The organism is Ochrobactrum sp. WV_118_8, from assembly GCF_039631535.1.
GTDB classification, from domain to species: Bacteria; Pseudomonadota; Alphaproteobacteria; order Rhizobiales; family Rhizobiaceae; genus Brucella; species Brucella anthropi.
In genome coordinates this window covers 1,008,130-1,026,823 of sequence record NZ_JBDIUZ010000002.1, presented here as the reverse complement: position 1 = coordinate 1,026,823, position 18,694 = coordinate 1,008,130, and the positions used below count along the sequence as shown (strand labels likewise).

The following is an 18,694-nucleotide window of genomic DNA, read 5'->3' as shown; positions in this document are numbered from 1 at the left end:
CAAGGCCGATCGAGAAATGCTGGTGCAGATTCCTCCGGTAAGGCGGTCAATTGGAGTTCGCCCAGAACAGTGAGGTAAATGACAATGAACGACGGTACATTGAGACAAGACATTATCGATGAACTCGATTTCGAGCCCAGTATCGACGCCGCCGACATTGGCGTGGCAGTGGAGAATGGGGTCGTCACACTAACTGGGCATGTACCGACTTATGCCCAGAAGGCTACGATCGAGGATGTCGTGCGCCGGGTGAAGGGTGTGAAGGGCATAGCTGAGGAGATTGAAGTCCGGCCTCTCGGCGCCAATCACACGGCTGACGACGAGATCGCCAAACGTGCTATAAACACGATCAACTGGAACACGTCCGTGCCGGATAACGCAGTGCAGGTAAAGGTCCAGAAAGGATGGCTGACGCTCACCGGCATGGTCGAGTGGCAGTATCAGAAGACCGCCGCCTCCAACGCGGTGAGGGATCTTTCGGGCGTCGTCGGTGTCACAAACCGGATTGATATCAAGCAGCGCGCCTCTGCTTATGACGTGAAAAAGCGGATCGAGGATGCGCTGAGGCGCAACGCGGAAATCGAGGCGCAGTCGATCAGCGTCAACGTCCTGGATGGCGGCAAGGTCAGGCTGGAAGGCCGGGTGCACGCCTGGTCCGAGCGCAGCGCGGCAGAACGGGCGGCGTGGTCTGCAGCGGGCGTAAACACGGTCGAGGACCGCATCACTGTCGGTTGATGCGTGGGGTTCCCGCTCGTGCACGAAAACCTGTGAGGCGGCGGGTAAGCTCTCCGCCTCACGCTCTTTCAGGCATGTTTTGCGTGGAGGCTTCAATGAAAGCGATGGTGCTCAAGATGCCAGGAATGCCCCTGGTCATGGAGGAACGGCCCAACCAGGTGGCGGGGTGGGGGCAGATCATGCTGAAGATCGAAGCCTGTGCCGTCTGTCGCACGGACCTTCACGTTGTTGACGGCGAACTTGATCACCCCAAATTGCCGCTCGTGCCGGGACATGAGATCGTCGGCATCGTCGAGGCCGTCGGGCAGGGTGGCGATACTTCCAGGCTCGGTCGTCGCGTCGGCGTGCCTTGGCTTGGCCACACCTGCGGAGCCTGTCCCTATTGCCGGTCTGGCGCCGAGAACCTCTGCGATGCGCCGCTCTTTACCGGCTATACGCGCGATGGCGGCTTTGCGACTCATACGGTGGCCGATGCAAGCTTCGCCTTCGATCTCGACCCAGAAGCCGATCCAGTGGCCTTGGCGCCCCTACTGTGCGCGGGGCTGATCGGCTGGCGCTCGCTCAGGAAGGTGGGGGACTGCAAGCGCATCGGCCTTTACGGCTTCGGCGCGGCCGCGCACATCATCGCTCAGATTTGTGTTTGGCAAGGGCGTGAAGTCTATGCCTTTACCCGCCCAGGCGATATGAAAGCGCAACGATTTGCGTCGAGCCTTGGCGCGGTTTGGTCAGCAGGATCAGATGAAGTGCCGCCGGTTGAGCTCGATGCCGCTATCATCTTTGCGCCTGTTGGCGAGCTCGTGCCAGCCGCATTGCGCGTCGTTCGCAAGGGGGGGCGTGTCGTCTGCGGCGGTATCCACATGAGCGACATTCCGTCCATGCCCTATGCGATCCTGTGGGAGGAACGTGAACTCCTCTCGGTCGCCAACCTGACGCGCAGGGATGCGGAGGAGTTCTTTCCAATAGCCCACGCCGCTCGGGTTAGGACCCATACCATCATCTATCCGCTCGAGGGCGCCAACGATGCCCTAACCGATCTCCGCTTGGGCAGTCTGAGCGGAGCGGCTGTGCTCGTGCCCTGAGGCCGACGAGAGCTATCGATGCGCCTCCGTTCTCTTCCACAGCCCTTGCGTGAAAGGAATTCTACAATAGCCCGCTTCACACAGCATCGCGAAAGCCGTCTTGTTGAAAGAACCGGCTGATTGAATGCAGCGCTTCTGAGAGCAAATAACGGCATCCTCTCGACGGTTGGCTTCATAGTCGGCCTTGCGGCTTCGGTCGCTTCTGCCAGCTGCATTCTTGTCGCCGGCATTGCTGCCTTATCGCGGGTTCGGTGTCCATAGCTGCTGGGGAATATGTTTCAGTCAGTTCGTAGGTCGATCCGAAGAAGGCCGGCATTCCCTTCGTAACCACACGCGGCACCAGTGGCCCTTGAGCGGGTATTGGCGAATCTACCCTTACCCGCCTCCGGACAGGCGAATGCAACGCCTAAACGCATCACCAGTTTCAGAAAGGCTTTCAACGAAGCGGGTATGGTTCCGAGCCAAAGCGGAAAGACAAAGACGATCTGCTTGGCAATCCGTGATCGCCTGCGCGGCGTTCTCAAGATTAACCGGCATGGGCCACTCCCCCGACTCCTCCATCATATGCAGAACAGGAAACTCGAGCGTCGCAGTATCGATGATCTTGAGACTATGCCCGACCGAGCGTGCGTCCTGCACAGGCGGTTCGCGTTCGGGTTAGGATGACCGAGAAAGACGAGAATTCAGCTGGGCATCGGGTTTCTCTCCGGCGGACGGTCCTTTTCAATGGCCATTGCGAAAACCATGGACTTGATTGCAGTCAAAGTCATAGCGGGCGGCTCGTCAACTGCAGAAGCCGTGAAATCCAGGAGGAAGGTTGGAACATGGTCCAGGAGGATCAACAGGGTGACCAGCCTAGCGCGGTTCAGCGTTGCCACTCGTCAGGTACGCTTTGTTGCTTGCCGGCGCTCTCGGACGAAGAACCAGTGTTTGGCTGCTTCCGATGCGGCCAGATAAGCAAGCGTGATGATGACCAACCCGCCGACGACAGTGACCGGCAGCGGTGCGAAGCCCAACCAGTCCGCGCCTGGCAAATAAGGGATGGCGATGGCAAAAAGGGCGAGGACCAGCGTGAGCCATGAAAGCAGCGCGCCTGGGCGGCTTCGCCAGAAGGCTTTGCGGGTTCGCACGATTAGCACAATGGCGAGTTCTGTAATCAGGGATTCGACGAACCAGGCGGTCTGGAATATCTGCGCGGTCGCGTTTGCCACCAGGAGCAGAAAGGCGAAGGTCACGAAATCGAATGCCGAGCTGACAAGACCGAAGGTGACCATGAAGCGACGAACGTACCCGATATCCCAGTGGTGCGGCTTGCGGACCTGATCTGGATCGACATTATCGGTTGCGAGCGCCAGCGAAGGAACGTCGGACAGGAAGTTGTTGAGAAGAATTTGTGGGGCCAGCAGTGGCAGGAAGGGCAAGGTGATCGAGGCAATTGCCATGGAGACCATGTTACCGAAATTGGCGCTGGTGGTGATGGCGATATACTTCATCGTGTTGGCGAATGTTTTGCGTCCATCGTCCACCCCGCGCAGCAGCACGCCAAGGTCGCGTTTGAGCAGGATCATGTCGGCGGCCTCGCGCGCCACGTCTACGGCGCTGTCCACTGAAATGCCGATATCGGCTTCGTGCAGCGCCGGAGCATCGTTAATGCCGTCCCCAAGATAACCTACGACATGGCCGCGTTTGCGGAGCGCGCCGATGATGCGTTCCTTCTGGTTCGGGTCGATTTCGGCGAAAATGTCGGTGCGGGCGACGCGACCGAACAAGGCCTCCTTGGTCAATTTGCTCAGTTCCGTACCTGTCAGTATCTGCCGATAGGGCAGGCCGATGGATGCGGCCAGATGCGCGGCGGCATAGCGGTTGTCGCCGGTGACGACCTTCACCTTGATGCCGCGCGCCGCGAGTGCCTTTAGTGTTTCTGCCATGCCCGGTTTTGGCGGATCGAGGAAGAGTAGGAAGCCGGCGAAGGCCAAGCCGGTCTCGTCTTCACGAAGGTATGCGTCCTGTCGCGAAAAGCGGCGCATCGCGAGAGCGAGCACACGATAGCCCTGCATGCTCCATCCGCGCAACCTGTCGTTGATTTCCCTGACCTGCGCTTCGTCCAGCGGCAGGGTCGAGGTCGCATTGATGATCGACGTGCAGGCCTCGACGACGTTCTGGACGGCCCCCTTGCAGATCATTAGATCCTCTGCCTGGTTCGACTGGCGTATGACCACCGATAGCCTCTTGCGGACGAAGTCGTACGGTATCTCATCGACCTTGGAATATAGGCCAAGGTCGTCCCCTTCGCTTTTGCCGGCGGTTATCGCCTCGTCCAGCGGGTTCGCCAGTCCAGTCTGGAGCGAGGCATTGAGCAGCGCCCACAGACGCACCTGCGCGGAAGCCATCCCGTCGATCCCGACGCATGCGTCGAGATGAATGGCGCCCTCGGTCAGGGTGCCGGTCTTGTCAGTGCATAGAATATCCATGCTGCCGAGGTTCTCGATGGCGTCGAGGCGGCGCACGATAACGCCGCTCGCAGCCATGGCGCGCGCGCCGCGGGCAAGCGTCACGCTGATGATCGCCGGCAGTAGTTCCGGCGTTAGGCCAACCGCCAGCGCGAGGGAAAACAGCAGGGAGTCGACGGTCGACCTGTGCAGAAGCAGATTGACGAAAAAGACTAGGATCACGATCACCAGCATGATCTCTGTCATTAGGTAGCCGAAGCGACGGATCCCGCGTGCGAACTCGGTTTCTGGCACGCTGCGAGCGATTGTCGCGGCAATGGAGGCGAATTCCGTATGCTTGCCGGTATTTACCGCCACTATGGTGGCGGTGCCGCTGCGCACCGATGTGCCGCTGAAGACCGCATTGCTTCGCTGGCCGATCTGTGCATCCGGTGCAGAGACGCCGGGCGCCTTCACTACCGGAAACGTCTCGCCAGTCAGCGCGGACTCGCTGACGTTGAAGTCGCGTGCTTCCAGCAGGATACCGTCGGCCGGGATGAGGTTTCCTGCCGAAAGTCTGACGATGTCGCCCGGTATGATTTCCTCGACCGCAACCGACGCATCTTTCCCGTCGCGTACGACCAGCGCCTGGCGCGCGATACCCACCGTTAGTGCTTCCATGGCGCGAGACGCGCCATATTCCTGCGTGAAGGAAAGAACGCAGCTCGCGAGCACGATAACGGTGATGATTACAGCTTCGCTGCCTTCACCGACGAAGACCGAGACCACAGCGGCGAAGATAAGTATCAGGATGAGCGGGCTGCGGAACTGCCTTGCAAAACCGGTGACGGCCGATGCGCCGCCCTTGCGACCGATCGCGTTCGGACCGGTATCGTGCAGTCGAACCTTTGCCTCTTCGGAGGAAAGACCGGTATTCCGGGCCTGCAAATCCGAGAGAAGCCGCTCCGCCGGGATGGACCAATAGGCCGTCTTGGCTGCGGATTGCTGCAATGCTCGTCTTTCCTGCATGGGGCTCCCCAAGCGCCTGCATTGATACTCTCATTTTTGCGGATAGCGTGACGCAACCATCCAGAAGCGAAGATTGAATCCAGCTTAACTCGGCATGAAGCGATCGAGCCTGGTTTCGTCAAGCAGCGAGCGCGTTATGCCGCCGATGGCCCATTCCCGGAAACGGCTGTGCCCATAAGCTCCCGAAACCACCAGATCGGCATCGCTTCCATCAATAAAATTGAAGAGTTCGATGTATTCGTCCGGACCTTCGATCAGTTTGGGCTTCGCTTCAATGCCGTGTAAAGCCAGAAAGGCGACCACGTCGGTTGGACCGTCGCGAACGCAATCGTCGGCTTCTGGGACAACAGTGACCACGATCACCTCCTTGGCGGTTACCAGCAGCGGGATAGAGTCAGCCACAGCGCGCCTGGCCTCACGTGTGTCTTTCCAGGCAACGACGATCTTCTTCGCCTGCACATGTTCGGCCCTGTCGGCAACGACCAGCAAAGGGCGACCTGCACGCAACACGACATTGGCGGGATCGGCAACACGATAGGCATCTCCTGTCGAAGCTCCGTCGGATGCCGCCGTAACAATGAGATCGGCCGACCGCGATGCCTGGACGAGCGCATGGGTAGGGTTTTTCAGGCTCTCGCCATTCGGTTTTTATAGCGCCGGCGATCACCCGGTCATATTCCCTATGGACTTCCTTGAAGCGCTTTTCGATGTCGTTCCGCATCTGCTGCCATGTTTCCGCAGCGAGAGCTGCAGCCTCCGGTCCGACCATCGGCATCGGTGCGTCGGCGGAACAAATACCGATCAGCTTCGCTTCGTGGCATCGGGCAAGTCCTGTTGCCGCCTGCAGGATCGGTACAACGGGACCGTTGATGTCTATATTTACAAGAATGGGTTTGTAGCTCATTTGCGCGTCCTTCCTCAGGAATTCAGCTGTGCCGGAACAATACGAGATAAGGCAAGAATTGCCTTGACGTTGATCAATCCAATGCAGGCCATGTTGACTGTCCGCTGGCGGGAAGCATCTCGTCGGCCAAAATCAATGTGCCCCGGTTTCCGGCGACAATCTCCACCGCGTCCTCAAGCCTGCCGATTGCAGCGCGACGGTCAGAAGCATAGGTGAAATCCACCGCGGCTTCCACCTTGGGCTGCATCGATCCGGTCGCGAAGTCGTTTATCGAAAGATCGGACGCTTTCACATGGCCAAGCGCGCGTGCCTGTGGCGTGCCCCAGCCAACATAGACGGCGTCGACATCGGTCAACATGAGCAAAAATTCTGCCTTGAGCTGCCGTGCAAGGAGTGACGAGGCCAAATCCTTGTCGATGACCGCCTCAACGCCCGCGATGCTTCCATCGTTCAGTTCGATGACAGGAATGCCTCCACCGCCAGCGCAGATGACGATAACGCCTTGCTCGATCAGAAAAGCAAGCACCTGGGCCTCCAGGATCGCCAGCGGCTTTGGAGAGGCGACGACACGACGCCACTTGTCGTTGTCCTGCCCGATCTGCCAGCCGCGCTCAGCGGCGATCCTGCGGGCAGTCGCCTCATCATAGCTCGGGCCGATCGGCTTTGTTGGCTTGCCGAAAGCAGGATCGTCCGGATCGACTCTGACCTGCGTAAGCAGTGTGGCGAAGAGCTGCTCCTTCATGACATTGCCGAGTTCCTGCTGCAGGACGTAGCCGATCATGCCGGCGCTCTCGGCGTCAAGCACATCCAGCGGAAAGGACTGCTCTGATAAGGCTGCCGCCTGCAGCGCGAGCAGACCGACCTGCGGGCCGTTGCCGTGTGTGATCACCAACGAGTGCCCAGCGGCTACAAGCTCGGCGAGCACCGCAGCGGCACGCCTGATATTAGCGCGCTGGTTTTCGGCCGTCATCGGTTCGCCCCGCTTGAGCAGTGCGTTGCCGCCGAGCGCCACAACGATACGCATGTCAGCTGCCGATCGTGGCGACGAGGATCGCCTTGATCGAGTGCATGCGATTCTCAGCCTGATCAAAGACAATGGAGGCTTCGGATTCGAAGACAGCATCCTCGACCTCCATACAATTGATGCCGTATTGGCACTCAATGTCGGCTCCGACTTCTGTCTCTGTATCGTGGAAGGCAGGCAGGCAGTGCATGAACTTCGTATAAGGATTGCCGGTTGCTGCCATCAGTTCGCTCGTGATCCTGTAGGGTGTCAGCAACTCGATACGCTTGCGCCAGCCGCTTTCGTTCTCTCCCATGGAGAGCCATACGTCGGTGTAGATGAAATCTACGCCTTCAATGCAGCCCTTGATGTCCTCGTCCAGCCTGAAGCGGCCACCACTGCGTTCAGCTATTCCTTTCACATGGGCGCAGAAACGGTCTTCAGGCCACAATTCCCGGGGGGATGCGATACGTATGTCCATGCCGATCTTGGCGGCGCCAATGGCAAGCGACTGGGCGACGTTATCGCGTCCTTCGCCGACGAAGGCAACCTTCATGTCCGACAGATGTTTGTGGGTGAACTCGCGCATCGTCATGAAATCGGCGAGGACCTGCGTGGGATGCGCCTCGTCTGTCAGCCCGTTGTAGACCGGCACGCCGGCATAGGCTGCCAGCAATTCGATCTGGTGCCCCCTGTACTCGATCGCATCGTACATGCGGCTGAGTACCCTTGCGGTGTCTTTCATTGATTCCTTATGGCCGATATGGCTGCCAGAAGGCCCGATATAGGTGACATTGGCTCCTTGGTCATATGCAGCGACCTCGAAGCCTGAACGGGTGCGGGTGGAATCTTTCTCGAAGATCAGCGCGATGTTCTTGCGTGATAGCCGCTGCACTTCCGTACCTGCCTGCTTCGCGGTCTTCAAATCCGCGGCAAGCCTGAGCAGATAGCGGATCTCCGCTCCGGAAAAATCGTCGAGCGTCAGCACGTTGCGGCCATGTAGGTTGAAGGGCATGTCAATTTTCTCCTTCCTCAGATTGGATCGCGTGCAATCGGACAGGTCATGCAATGACCGCCGCCACGGCCACGGCTGAGTTCGGCACCCTCGACAGTGACGACCTCGATTCCGGCGCGGCGCAGCAGTGTGTTGGTGTAGACGTTCCGGTCGTAGCCGATGACCACGCCAGGCTCGATGGCGATGACGTTGTTGCCGTCGTCCCATTGTTCGCGTTCGGACTCGTAGGAATCGCCGCCAGTCGCGACGATGCGCAGCGTCTTCAGTCCGAGAGCTTCCTTGACCACCTCGACGAAAGGTTTCGTCTCCTCGACGACGTCGACAGCGGCGGTGCCTTCGCCGGGTCTCAGCGAAAAAGCCCGCAGCCGCTCGACCACCGGGGGATACATCGTGACCAGATCGCGGTCACAGAAGGTAAAGATCGTATCGAGATGCATGAATGACCTGTCGCGCGGCATTAGCGCAGCGATCACCCGTGTCGCCTCGCCGGCGGCGAACAGGCTGCGGGCGAGCCCGCCGACAGCCTGCGGCGTGGTGCGCTCGCCCATACCGACCAGCACCAGGCCGCCACCCACCGGCATGACGTCTCCACCTTCCAAGCTAACGCCGGGGCCGGGATTGTCGGGGGACACAAAGGTCAGGCCGGCATCGCGAAAGCGCGGATGGAAGCGATAGACGGCTTCGACATTGGCCGCTTCCGGCTTGCGCACCGGCCAATACATGGCGTTGACCGACACCGAGCGATAGATCCAGCAGGAACTGTCGCGGGTGAAGAGCTGGTTGGGCAATGGTGGCAAAACGAAATCCTGCGGCAGTAGGGTCTTGCCCGTGAGCCCGCCCGGCTGGAACGGCAGTTCGGCGCGGGCGATGCCGCCCACAAGCAGCGAGGCAAGCTCGTCGGCAGGCATCTCGTCCAGCCATCCGCGCATTTCGTCGACCATGTCGTAGCCGACGACCGAATCGTCGACGCGGCGGTCAAGCAGCCAGTCGCGGGCTTCAGCGATCGCCATGGTCTCAGCCAGCAATTCGCCGAACAGATGCACTATGACCCCGCGCTCGCGAAGCGCGTCGACGAAGACATCGTGCTCCTGCCGCGCCCGTTTGACCCACAGCACATCATCGAACAGCAGCGCCTTGCAATTGTCGGGGGTGAGCCGACGCAGGCTGAGATCGGGCCGGTGAACGATCACCTCGCGCAGCCGACCGACTTCGGAATGAGCGCCAAGAGCAGTCATAGGATGTTCCTTTTTGAAAGAGCGGTTTGGCTCAGAGCGCACTGACCGCTCCCGTCCACATTTCATAAGCGGCGTAGAGACTGACCGCGACAAGAGCGGCGGCAAGGACGGCTTCGACCGGGTGGAAAATGCGCTGCCCATTTTCGCGACGGGCCCAGATGAAGAATATGATGCCTGGGGCGTAGAGGATTGCGCACATGAACAGGAATGAAAGGCCAGCGGCATAGACAAGCCAGAGGCCGTAGATCGTCGCCAACAGACCGAGGAGCATTGCGCCATTGCGGTTTTCTCCGACACCATAGCTTTCGCCGGTGAAAGCGAGCTTCGCGGCATAGGCGCCCGAGAAGATATATGGCACAAGGATAGCAACAGAGGCGATAGAGAAGAGTGCCTGATAAGTGCTCTGCGCGAACAGTGTGATGATCAGAAAGAGCTGGACCAGAATATTGGTGATGAGGAGCGACGTGGAGGGGACGCCGCGTTCGTTCTCGTGACCGAAAAATTTCGGCATGGTGCCGTCGTTGCCTGCCACATGTGGAACTTCGGCGGCGAGTAGCGTCCAGCTCAGGAATGCGCCGACTACCGAGACGACAAGCGCCAGGTTGATGACAATCGCCCCCCACGGACCGACGATGGCTTCCAGGACGCCCGCCATGGACGGGTTCTTGAGCGCGGCCAGTTCAGGCTGGCTGATGATTCCGAGAGACAATAGCGATACGAGCGCATAGAGTGCTAGACAAGCCGAAAAACCGAGCACGGTAGCTGTGGCGACGTCCTTGCGTCGTTCGGCCCGCGCTGAGAAGACGCTGGCGCCCTCGATGCCGATAAACACCCACAATGTCACCAGCATGGTGCTCTTCACCTGATTCATGATGGAGCCAAGGCTGGCATTGCCGAGTCCAGTGAAATCGGCGTTGAAGATGTCTACCTTGAAGGCCACGGCGACGATGCCGATGAAGAGCACGATGGGTGCGATCTTGGCCACGGTGACGGCCAGATTGATGATCGCCGCCTGCCGCACGCCGGCCATGACCAGGAAATGGATCACCCAAAGCAGGATGGATGCACCGACCACAGCCTGCCAGGTGTTGCCATCTCCGAAGGACGGGAAGAAATAGGACAGCGCGCTGAAGACGATCACAGCGTAGGAGACGTTACCGACCCAGGCGCTGATCCAGTAGCCCCAGGCGCTGTTGAAGCCAACGAAGGCACCGAAACCGGCCTTGGCATAGGCATAAGGTCCGGCGTCCAGTTCGGGTTTGCGGGTAGCGAGCGACTGATAGACGAAAACCAGCGCCAGCATGCCGACGGCAGTGATGCACCAACCGATGATGATGGCAAGCGGTCCGGCTCCGGCGGCCATGTTCTGCGGCAGGCTGAACACGCCCGAACCGACCATCGAGCCGATGACAAGGGCGGTCAACGCGCCCAGGCGCAGCTTGCCCTCTTTTGATGCTGGAAGAGAAGGTGCGGAAGCCGATGGAATATCTGTAGAGGCCATAGTGCATCTCCAAGAGTTTGGGGCCATTTGGTTGAAGAATGGGCCGGTTTCGCGCATTTGGCTTTGACGCGCGTCAAAACCTCCAAAAGGGGTCGAAAATCCCGTCAGGGCATCCCTGACTTGAAATGAATCACCTCGCCATCGACCGAGAAGGCGCCATAGCCCCGATGGTGTATAGTCTTTGGATCGACCTGCTTCGGGTCGATCCATGCCTCGACGACCTCCAGCACGAAGAGATTGTGTCTGTTCACCATCCTGGTATCGACGACCCGGCATTCGAAATTGGCGAAGCATTCGGCGATCAGCGGTGGCGAGACTTGCTCGGCCGGAAGCGGCGTCAATCCGAAGGTCGCGAACTTGTCGGTGTCGCGGCCCGAGCAGTTGCCGACCTTTACGGCTTTTTCGGCTAAGTCGACGCTCGGTATGGCGATCACGCATTCCTTCGTTGCGCGAAGCGCGATGAAGCTGAAATCGTTGCTGGACACGATGCAGGCGATGCGGGGTGGGGTGAACTCCATCATCATGTGCCACGACATGGTCATGACGTTCGGCTGACCCTTGTGACTGGTCGTCAGCAGGATGACCGGGCCGGGTTCAATCAGCTGATAGACCTTGGAAAGCGGCAATTTCTTCATCGACGGAACCTTGATGACTGCGAAAGGCGGAAGCGATCTTCCAATTGCTTAATTTTTTATCTGGCCCGCGGGCTGACGCATTGACCGGGGGCAAAGTTGCCAAACTTCCGTTGATGCAAGATAGCCGCAAATTCGAAGGCGGCATCTGCCGCGAACCAAGGAGAAATCGGATGAAAGCTCTCGTATAGGAAGGGCCGGGGACAGAAGTCGCTGGAAGAACTGCTCATACCGAAGATCGAAGCCGCGACCCATGCGATCGTGAAGGTGACCAGGATCACCATCTGCGGCATCGACCTACACATCCACAAAGGTGGTGTGCCGACCTGCACGTCAGACCGCATCCTCGGCCATGAAGTTGTTGGCATCTTGGAAGAGACAGGCGCCGACGTGATCAGCTGACACCAGCCTCTATCAGATACCCTACGGGGCGGATGAGGAAGCGTTGGTTATGCTGAGCGATATCCTGCCGACCGGCTTCGAATACGGTGTGCGGAATGGCAAGGTCCAGCCGGGTAGTACTATTGCCATCGTCGGTTCCGTGCCAATTGGGCTGGTGTCGCTGACAATGGCGCGGTTCTATCCACCGGCCCAGATCATCATGGTCGACCTCGACGAAAACCGCCTCGAGTAGCCAAGCTATTCTATAGCAACCAACCACAGCTGGCCGTTTCGTCGAACGCCAAGCAGTAAGATTTCGGTGGGACCGGTTGCAGCTTGCAAAAGCATTGATGGTGAACTGACGTCGTGCCGGTTGACGCTCACTATTACGTCGCCTGTCTGGATACCTGCTCCGGCGGCTTTTGAACCCTCATCAACAGAGACGACAAGTGAACCTCCGTTCGGATCTGCGGAAAATGCAACTCCTGTCAGAAAGCCTTCTCCAATAACCCTATTCGTTGCTTCCGCAGGCTCGGTTGACAGTTTATCTTCGCTCAAAGTCACGCCGATGGACATTTGTTGCCTTCCGCGCAACAAAGTAATTTTCACAGTTTGTCCTGGTGGGGCGAACCCCACAATATTTCGAAAGCCGGTTGCTCCAGTGACGGTCATTCCATCAACGGCAATGATAACATCCCCTGATGCAAGCCCGGCGAGGTCTGCGGTTGATCCTTTGGCCACTTCACTTATGACGGCTCCGTTTCTGACTTGCACATCAAGCGCTTTAGCAAGAATTGATGAAAGATTCTGAACCGTAACTCCAAGACGCCCGCGTCGTACGACACCCTCGCTTATGAGCCTTTCCATAACCGTCCTGACTATAGAAACAGGAATTGCGAAGCCGACGCCAACATTTCCGCCAGCTGGCGCGATTATCGCGCTGTTGACACCGATCAGCGCACCATCCATATCGACCAAAGCGCCGCCGGAATTCCCCGGGTTCAACGATGCATCCGTTTGAATGAAATTTTCATATGGTCCCAGCCCAAGCTCGTCGCGCCCGAGCGCGCTGACAATGCCAAGCGTGACCGTAGGCCCCAGATCAAATGGATTGCCCACGGCGACAACGTAGTCACCAACCTCAAGTTTTGCAGAATCGCCGAAGGTTATCTCAACGAGGTTAGTGGATCTTACTTTTAGTACTGAAATATCGGTTTCCGGGTCGCTTCCGACAACCGTAGCACGCAGTTCCTCTCCTGTCGGGAGCACTACCATCAGATCTGCAGCGGCTGCGATAACGTGGTAGGTCGTTATGATATAGCCACGGTGGGCATCTACCACAATTCCAGATCCAGAAAGCTCGAATCCAGGATGCTCAGCCAATGGAGCGGTCTCTCCGGCTTCGGGTTCACGTGCATTCGGCGGTATCTGCGGCGACGCGACTTCATCTTCGCCTCTTGCTTTAACACGCAAGGTGACGACAGATGGGATGACCTTTTTTGCGATTGGCGCGATCGTTTCGCGAACTTCAGCCGGAGCATTTCCAATGAAGACCAGAAAGAATGACGCCAATAACAGGCACAGTTTGTTGCAACTCATCTTTAACTCCCGGACTAACATGCTCGCGGTTTCGCGGGGGGCATGAAAATCACTCCCGCCTATGTAGCAAGTTAACTAAATGAACTGGGAGTGAGGCCCTGTGCGCTTTTAACGTGGCCATTATTGCAGAAGATTCTCGAGTGTGCGTTGATATGCGTCAACTCTCATTGTTGCAGGGGGTAGGCCTAAGCGGTGACCTGAGGTGTCAGTAAGCCCTCTTGGGTGGTTAAGGAAATGTCTGAAATGGACGAAGAAAGCATATGCTGAGGTCAGTGCGGACGGTAACTATGGAGCCATAAAGACGTTTCATGATTTTGGAAAATGCAAGGTGCTCAATATTATAAGTATAAGAAAATTTAGATCGCCTATAAGGCCGGATCTTGCATAGATAGTTGAGTTGTTCGCATAATTTTACATACGGATCTTATTGATAATATACGCATTATGGGAAAATTATTCTGTACGCAGCAATAGGTATATAAGGACTGCAATGACCAGATATACTAAAAACAGTATGGCAATCAGGTTCGGTTTCATTGCTTTCTCCAAAAGCAGCAACGTATCCAGTCATTAAGTTTGTATTAAAGTTAAGCTCATTGGGGGTAGTTCAAGCTTTTATTTTAAACGCTTCTCTCTGGCCGATAACGAACACGGTAGTGATCCTGAGATGATTAATGCCGTTCGTCTCGATTTCCAGTTTAAAGCGCTGGGGGGTCAGATTATCTATGGGCTACTGATGGTCGTCCCCCGCAGGGCCCTTGCGAATGTGATTCTTCGTTTTATGCAGCGTTCGGCGAGATCCGATTCATCTGTCGCACCAAGGATATGTTTGAAGACTCCCATTCCACATTTATTGACGTAGGGTTGTCCAATACCGCTTCATGGAAGATTTTGATTGGGCTGGATTAGCTGCATCAAGGCTTTTCAACCCGCGCGACCCTATAGGTGTGGTTCTTGCCAGGGGCGTTTATTGCAACATACTCTCCAATGGTAAAGGATTCCGCGCCCAGCCGAAAGCCAACTTCATCGTCCTGTTCACCTTCTTTAAAATCAATGTACCATTGATCGACAGGTCTGTACTTTAACAGGCCAACTTTTACTGTGCCATGTTGGTTGAAGTAGCGTACTCGGCAAAGCTCTTGATGCGACTTCCACTGTCTGAAGTCCAGGCGACCGTTACTATCGAGCGGAATAAGAAGATCGATACCTTCTCGTGAAGCGCCTTCTGGATGATCTTTCTCACGTGCGAGGAGTAATCTAACATGCCGAAAGCTTGATGTAATTTCGTTTAATGCTGCCATGAGTCTCTCCCTTCACTACCAAGTATATAGATGGAGGTGACCCACGCTTTGATATAGATCAAAATCCTCACAGTGAAGTCGCGCGGAGAGGCCTGTGAAGCAGGACTGTATGAGAGAAGAGCCATTTGATATCGTTTGGTAAGAGCTGGTTCGTTTTTTCAATGAACAGCAGTGGTGCGACTTTCCGGGAAGATTGGCGGGCTTCACTCTTCCTCTTCAGTCAATCTGTTGGTTGTGCTCCCCGCTAAAGCAGGTCCGGCAGATGGTTTGAGGTGAGTATATAGATTTTGCTGCGTTAATTGGTTGAATATTGCGGTTGCAATGCGTCTTTGGCCTATGGGAGAATGCGATTTAGTAGCACTCAGATTATTGTATATTCTAATTACCTGAAGAGCTAATTCAGTAGGCCGGTCGGCACTCATGCTCTCCGGAACAACGTGCGTTGCATCGCGGACAAGCTTCCGTAGTAAAATTATTTCTTCTCTCGTGTAGTAATTGCCATTTAGGTTGTTATCAAGCGTCATATCAATCCTCATCTAGTAAAATTAATATCGTTAGTGCTATTGTTAATCAAGAGTGGCGAAAACAATTGTTATTTAGAATTATTCAATTTTAGTTTTCATAATTATATTAAACCTCGGTAAACGATATTATATATATTTATAAAGACGAAATTACATTCCTTCGATTTGTGTATGCTTTTCCAGAACGTATCCTGTCCAACCTTTATTCTTGTAGCTTGGGACTATTCCATTTCGCATTGACCCACATCAAAATTCGCGAATGTTTTCATGATGCTAACCCTGAGCCGCAATACCACTGTCACCTTTTCGAACCTTGATGGATTATCAGTTGTGAAAAGGGTTGGCACATCCGCTCACACGCGAAAAAATAACCTGAGGAGATTGAAGAGTAGTGCCTCGCAATTCAGACTTCTGTTGCTTCCCGACCCGTCAAATGGTCAACAAATATCCTGAAAAAAATATGATCGGAGCAATGGGCTATTGGACGGGCCTCGGGCTTGAGCGCTCCGGGTTCCCACCAGTCAAAGTGTTTACTCAGTATTTGCCAAGCATGTTGCTGCTCGGCCTCATGTTCCTCGTCATTTGCAATTTCCTGGTAGCGCCCTTCAACTAATACGCTTCTCCATTCTCTGCCTTGCATCCACTGCTCGATGACCACTGAGATATAAGGATTGACACGCATAAGATCAATTTTCCTCCCCGGCAGCGAGAAAGCGTACAAATGATTGCCGGAATATGCGAAATAGATCGGAACAAGATAAGGCTTTTTTCCCGCCATACATGCCAGGTGTGCAAGCCGACCAGTACTCAAAATGTGACAGCATTCTCCGTAGGTTAATGTGCGAATATGCATCGAAGGCTCCATTGCCGATCGTTCATCAGCGGCGACAATAATCAGTTTGGGTCCTTTCAAGTGGTATCGCATTGCCGTAGGTCAAATTCGCGCTAGGAAGATCCCAGTTCTTCAGAATTGACCTGTGTCAAAGAATGTCTTTTTCAAATGATGTCTTTAGTGGTGAGCCGAGCAAGTTGTGGATTTCCTCCTGCGGGCTTACTTTTGGTTCTGGGACAAGTTTCCTCGTTGGGCCAGCGACTTGTTGGCTACATCAACTGTTTGGCACTGAACACGGTAACAACTTAGCTAAAAGCCAAAAATGGAGAGAAGAAATGGTTGACGATACGAAGCGCTTGCCTGTCACGAAGCCTTCAGTCCCTGCCACATCGGAAGCATGGTCGCCATTGGAAAGAATGCGGGATGAAATTGATCGGTTGTTTGATAGTTTCTCTCTTTTTGACCTGCGATTCCCACAGCGCCGGCCTGGACTATTGTCTGCTTACAAAGCAGCCTCGACGTGGGAATTAGCCCCGGCCATGAATGTTGTCGAGAAAGCAGACAGTTACGAAATAACTGCTGAACTTCCAGGGCTTTCTGAGAATGACATCGAAGTGAAGCTATCCAATCATAGTCTCGTTATAAAGGGTGAGAAAAGCGAGGAGGAGAAAGATCAGGGAACAGACTATTATTTGTCTGAACGGCGATTTGGCTCGTTCCGCCGCAATTTCCAGTTACCTGAAGATATCGACGCCCCCAAAGTCGAGGCTACCTTTTCCAAAGGCATTCTGACGGTCAAACTGCCAAAGACAGCTAAGGCAAAAACAGCAGAGAAGACAATCGCGATCAAGGCTGCATAGCTAACGCAGATCGGCGCCGCAGGCGGTCGCCGAGCACTTTCTGTCGCTTCGGAGGAGGCAGATATGGCTGGTACCTCAATTTCCACGTTGACACATTCGGCGCAGCAGGCTCAGGAATGGGTAAATGAACTAGGCTTGGACTTGTCCTGGAGTCATCCGCGTGCCTACCGGTTGCTACGCTGTGTTCTACACCAAATTCGTGATTGGCTACCACAGGAGGAAATGGCAGATCTGTCTGCACAGTTGCCTACGCTTATACGAGGTATTTATTTCGAGGGCTGGGATCCGCTAGTGACCCCCGTCTGGGAACGGTCGAAAGATGCGTTTCTCAGGAGTGTACAAGAAACCTTAACCAACGAAGATACGGCAGATTGCGAAACAGCTGTCGCTGCGGTTTTCAAACTATTGGATCGCCATATATCTCACGGCGAGATTGTTCAAGTGCGAGGTTCAATGAAGAAATCGCTACGGGAACTCTGGCCCTCGGATTAATCGATGTTGTTCCAAGGGAAAGCTCAACAGAGAATTCGAAAACGCTAACCTGCCTTTCACATCCTCCTCCGGAAATCGTCGCTTGTTTGTTTGCCAATTGATTGTTGGGCTAGGTATCGACCGCAAAGAGAAAGCTGCTTTCCATATAACAGTTGTGCTCCGCGTCGTGAATGATTTGAAGAAATGTTGATTTAAGACGTAAGCATCCGGCAAAAAGGCGCGAGAATACTTTAACGGAGCCCGTGTTAGTAAATCTGTTCTTAGCAGTGTTGCGTCGGCCAGTATGCCTGCAGCTTTAACTCAGCAACTTAATCAGCGTTTTCGTCACACTTGAAGCGCAAATATCCAGATTAACGGGATTACTATACCATGAAAAAGAAACACTGGGTACTTATCGCGGATGGAGCAAGAGCTCGTATTCTTAGATTGGATGCAAAAAAGAATGATGAGCAGCGAAACGTTCGTGTTTTTGACATCACTCACAAGCGACTTCAAGAGATAATGTCAGATAAACCCGGTCGCAGCTTCGCATCGCAGGGCACACGGCGTTCCGCATTGGAGTATTCATCGGATCCCGAAAGACAACAGGAGGAACATTTTGCCGAAATTTTGATAAAGGAACTGGAACGGAGGTTTTCTGAGCACGAATTCGTAAGGCTGACTGTAATTGCAGAACCTCGCATGTTAGGTTCACTACGTCAGAGGATGACGCCGGATCTGAAGCAAGCGGTAGTAGCGGAGATTGCAAAGGATCTGACAAAGACACCATCCGACGATCTCGAAGCAGTTCTGGGGGAATTGAACATACGATGAATAACACATCAATGAATAATGAAATTTGCATATCAACGAAATATTGTTGTCATTTTTGTCTAGTTCCAAATTTTTACTATAATTGAAAATTTATGATAAATATTGACAATATAGATTCCAATAAGTGCGTTTAATTTTTGGAGCCGTTTTTACACGATTTTCTGCTTGAATTAGTTTCAGGGCGATTGGGGCGAGCCGATAGATTACCCGACCCCAATCCTGATCGCTTTCGTTCAGTTTTAATCACTTAATGAAATCGGAACTATTTTGCCTACGAAGCTTGCCAGCCAACTGATTGTTTTCTCCCTGTTTCTACTATGGAACTGGTCA

General features: G+C 54.9%; 20 protein-coding genes. 7 read left to right on the top strand and 13 right to left on the bottom strand.

Going from position 1 to position 18,694, the window contains the following annotated elements; translation table 11 throughout:
* Positions 1–84: 84 nt before the first annotated feature.
* Both ABDF71_RS18790 and ABDF71_RS18785 read left to right on the top strand, forming a co-directional pair.
* A complete protein-coding gene (locus ABDF71_RS18790) occupies positions 85–735 on the top strand; it encodes a BON domain-containing protein (RefSeq protein ID WP_094515241.1) in 651 nt (216 codons plus the stop codon).
* A 95-nt stretch (positions 736–830) separates the two neighbouring features.
* Positions 831–1,814: a zinc-dependent alcohol dehydrogenase family protein gene (locus ABDF71_RS18785; RefSeq protein WP_094515242.1), complete on the top strand. Its 984-nt coding sequence runs from the start codon at positions 831–833 to the stop codon at positions 1,812–1,814.
* A gap of 278 nt (positions 1,815–2,092) precedes the next feature.
* On the opposite strand, the gene ABDF71_RS18780 is transcribed toward ABDF71_RS18785, so the two are convergent.
* From ABDF71_RS18780 to ABDF71_RS18740, 9 genes are all read right to left on the bottom strand, one after another.
* On the bottom strand, positions 2,093–2,338 hold the full coding sequence (locus tag ABDF71_RS18780; protein ID WP_255411959.1) for an NAD(P)H-dependent oxidoreductase: 246 nt from the start codon (positions 2,336–2,338) through the stop codon (positions 2,093–2,095).
* 357 nt (positions 2,339–2,695) lie between these two features.
* On the bottom strand, positions 2,696–5,272 hold the full coding sequence (gene mgtA, locus ABDF71_RS18775; RefSeq protein WP_094515245.1) for a magnesium-translocating P-type ATPase: 2,577 nt from the start codon (positions 5,270–5,272) through the stop codon (positions 2,696–2,698).
* Positions 5,273–5,356: 84 nt separating this feature from the next.
* Positions 5,357–5,782 carry a universal stress protein gene (locus tag ABDF71_RS18770; RefSeq protein WP_235822942.1) on the bottom strand — a complete coding sequence of 142 codons (426 nt, stop codon included), beginning with the start codon at positions 5,780–5,782 and terminating at the stop codon, positions 5,357–5,359.
* Positions 5,783–6,249: 467 nt separating this feature from the next.
* A complete protein-coding gene (gene arcC / locus ABDF71_RS18765) occupies positions 6,250–7,200 on the bottom strand; it encodes a carbamate kinase (RefSeq protein WP_094515246.1) in 951 nt (316 codons plus the stop codon).
* 1 nt (position 7,201) lies between these two features.
* Complete coding sequence (argF, locus tag ABDF71_RS18760; protein ID WP_094515247.1) at positions 7,202–8,194, bottom strand: ornithine carbamoyltransferase; 993 nt, start codon at positions 8,192–8,194, stop codon at positions 7,202–7,204.
* 17 nt (positions 8,195–8,211) lie between these two features.
* Positions 8,212–9,429, bottom strand: a complete 1,218-nt coding sequence (locus ABDF71_RS18755; protein WP_094515248.1) for an arginine deiminase — start codon at positions 9,427–9,429, stop codon at positions 8,212–8,214.
* Positions 9,430–9,460: 31 nt separating this feature from the next.
* A complete protein-coding gene (gene arcD / locus ABDF71_RS18750) occupies positions 9,461–10,930 on the bottom strand; it encodes an arginine-ornithine antiporter (protein ID WP_094515249.1) in 1,470 nt (489 codons plus the stop codon).
* 104 nt (positions 10,931–11,034) lie between these two features.
* Positions 11,035–11,565: a flavin reductase family protein gene (locus ABDF71_RS18745; RefSeq protein ID WP_151665450.1), complete on the bottom strand. Its 531-nt coding sequence runs from the start codon at positions 11,563–11,565 to the stop codon at positions 11,035–11,037.
* 56 nt (positions 11,566–11,621) lie between these two features.
* Positions 11,622–11,855 carry a hypothetical protein gene (locus tag ABDF71_RS18740; RefSeq protein ID WP_235822950.1) on the bottom strand — a complete coding sequence of 78 codons (234 nt, stop codon included), beginning with the start codon at positions 11,853–11,855 and terminating at the stop codon, positions 11,622–11,624.
* On the opposite strand from ABDF71_RS18740, the gene ABDF71_RS18735 reads away from it, so the two are divergent.
* The gene (locus tag ABDF71_RS18735; protein ID WP_235819966.1) at positions 11,824–11,964 is read left to right on the top strand and encodes an alcohol dehydrogenase catalytic domain-containing protein; all 141 of its coding nucleotides are present in this window, start codon (positions 11,824–11,826) and stop codon (positions 11,962–11,964) included. The two genes, ABDF71_RS18740 and ABDF71_RS18735, sit on opposite strands and share 32 nt — an antisense overlap.
* Before the next feature lie 49 nt (positions 11,965–12,013).
* Entirely contained in the window at positions 12,014–12,196 is a 183-nt protein-coding gene (locus ABDF71_RS18730) for a hypothetical protein (protein ID WP_235819967.1), read from the top strand.
* Between the two features lie 5 nt (positions 12,197–12,201).
* Here the strand turns inward: ABDF71_RS18730 and ABDF71_RS18725 are convergent, their stop codons facing one another.
* The 4 genes from ABDF71_RS18725 to ABDF71_RS18710 all read right to left on the bottom strand — a co-directional run bounded on the left by ABDF71_RS18725 (position 12,202) and on the right by ABDF71_RS18710 (position 16,220).
* Positions 12,202–13,542: a trypsin-like peptidase domain-containing protein gene (locus ABDF71_RS18725; protein WP_166942599.1), complete on the bottom strand. Its 1,341-nt coding sequence runs from the start codon at positions 13,540–13,542 to the stop codon at positions 12,202–12,204.
* Between the two features lie 914 nt (positions 13,543–14,456).
* On the bottom strand, positions 14,457–14,843 hold the full coding sequence (locus ABDF71_RS18720; protein ID WP_094515251.1) for a hypothetical protein: 387 nt from the start codon (positions 14,841–14,843) through the stop codon (positions 14,457–14,459).
* A 203-nt stretch (positions 14,844–15,046) separates the two neighbouring features.
* Positions 15,047–15,367 (bottom strand): hypothetical protein, encoded by a 321-nt coding sequence (locus tag ABDF71_RS18715; protein ID WP_094515252.1) that lies wholly within the window; start codon positions 15,365–15,367, stop codon positions 15,047–15,049.
* Positions 15,368–15,770: 403 nt separating this feature from the next.
* Positions 15,771–16,220: a pyridoxamine 5'-phosphate oxidase family protein gene (locus ABDF71_RS18710; RefSeq protein WP_094515276.1), complete on the bottom strand. Its 450-nt coding sequence runs from the start codon at positions 16,218–16,220 to the stop codon at positions 15,771–15,773.
* A 314-nt stretch (positions 16,221–16,534) separates the two neighbouring features.
* On the opposite strand from ABDF71_RS18710, the gene ABDF71_RS18705 reads away from it, so the two are divergent.
* From ABDF71_RS18705 to ABDF71_RS18695, 3 genes are all read left to right on the top strand, one after another.
* Complete coding sequence (locus ABDF71_RS18705) at positions 16,535–17,059, top strand: Hsp20/alpha crystallin family protein (RefSeq protein ID WP_094515253.1); 525 nt, start codon at positions 16,535–16,537, stop codon at positions 17,057–17,059.
* A 63-nt stretch (positions 17,060–17,122) separates the two neighbouring features.
* Positions 17,123–17,551 (top strand): DUF2267 domain-containing protein, encoded by a 429-nt coding sequence (locus tag ABDF71_RS18700; RefSeq protein WP_114048137.1) that lies wholly within the window; start codon positions 17,123–17,125, stop codon positions 17,549–17,551.
* Positions 17,552–17,920: 369 nt separating this feature from the next.
* The gene (locus ABDF71_RS18695) at positions 17,921–18,364 is read left to right on the top strand and encodes a host attachment protein (protein ID WP_094515255.1); all 444 of its coding nucleotides are present in this window, start codon (positions 17,921–17,923) and stop codon (positions 18,362–18,364) included.
* Positions 18,365–18,694 lie beyond the last annotated feature (330 nt).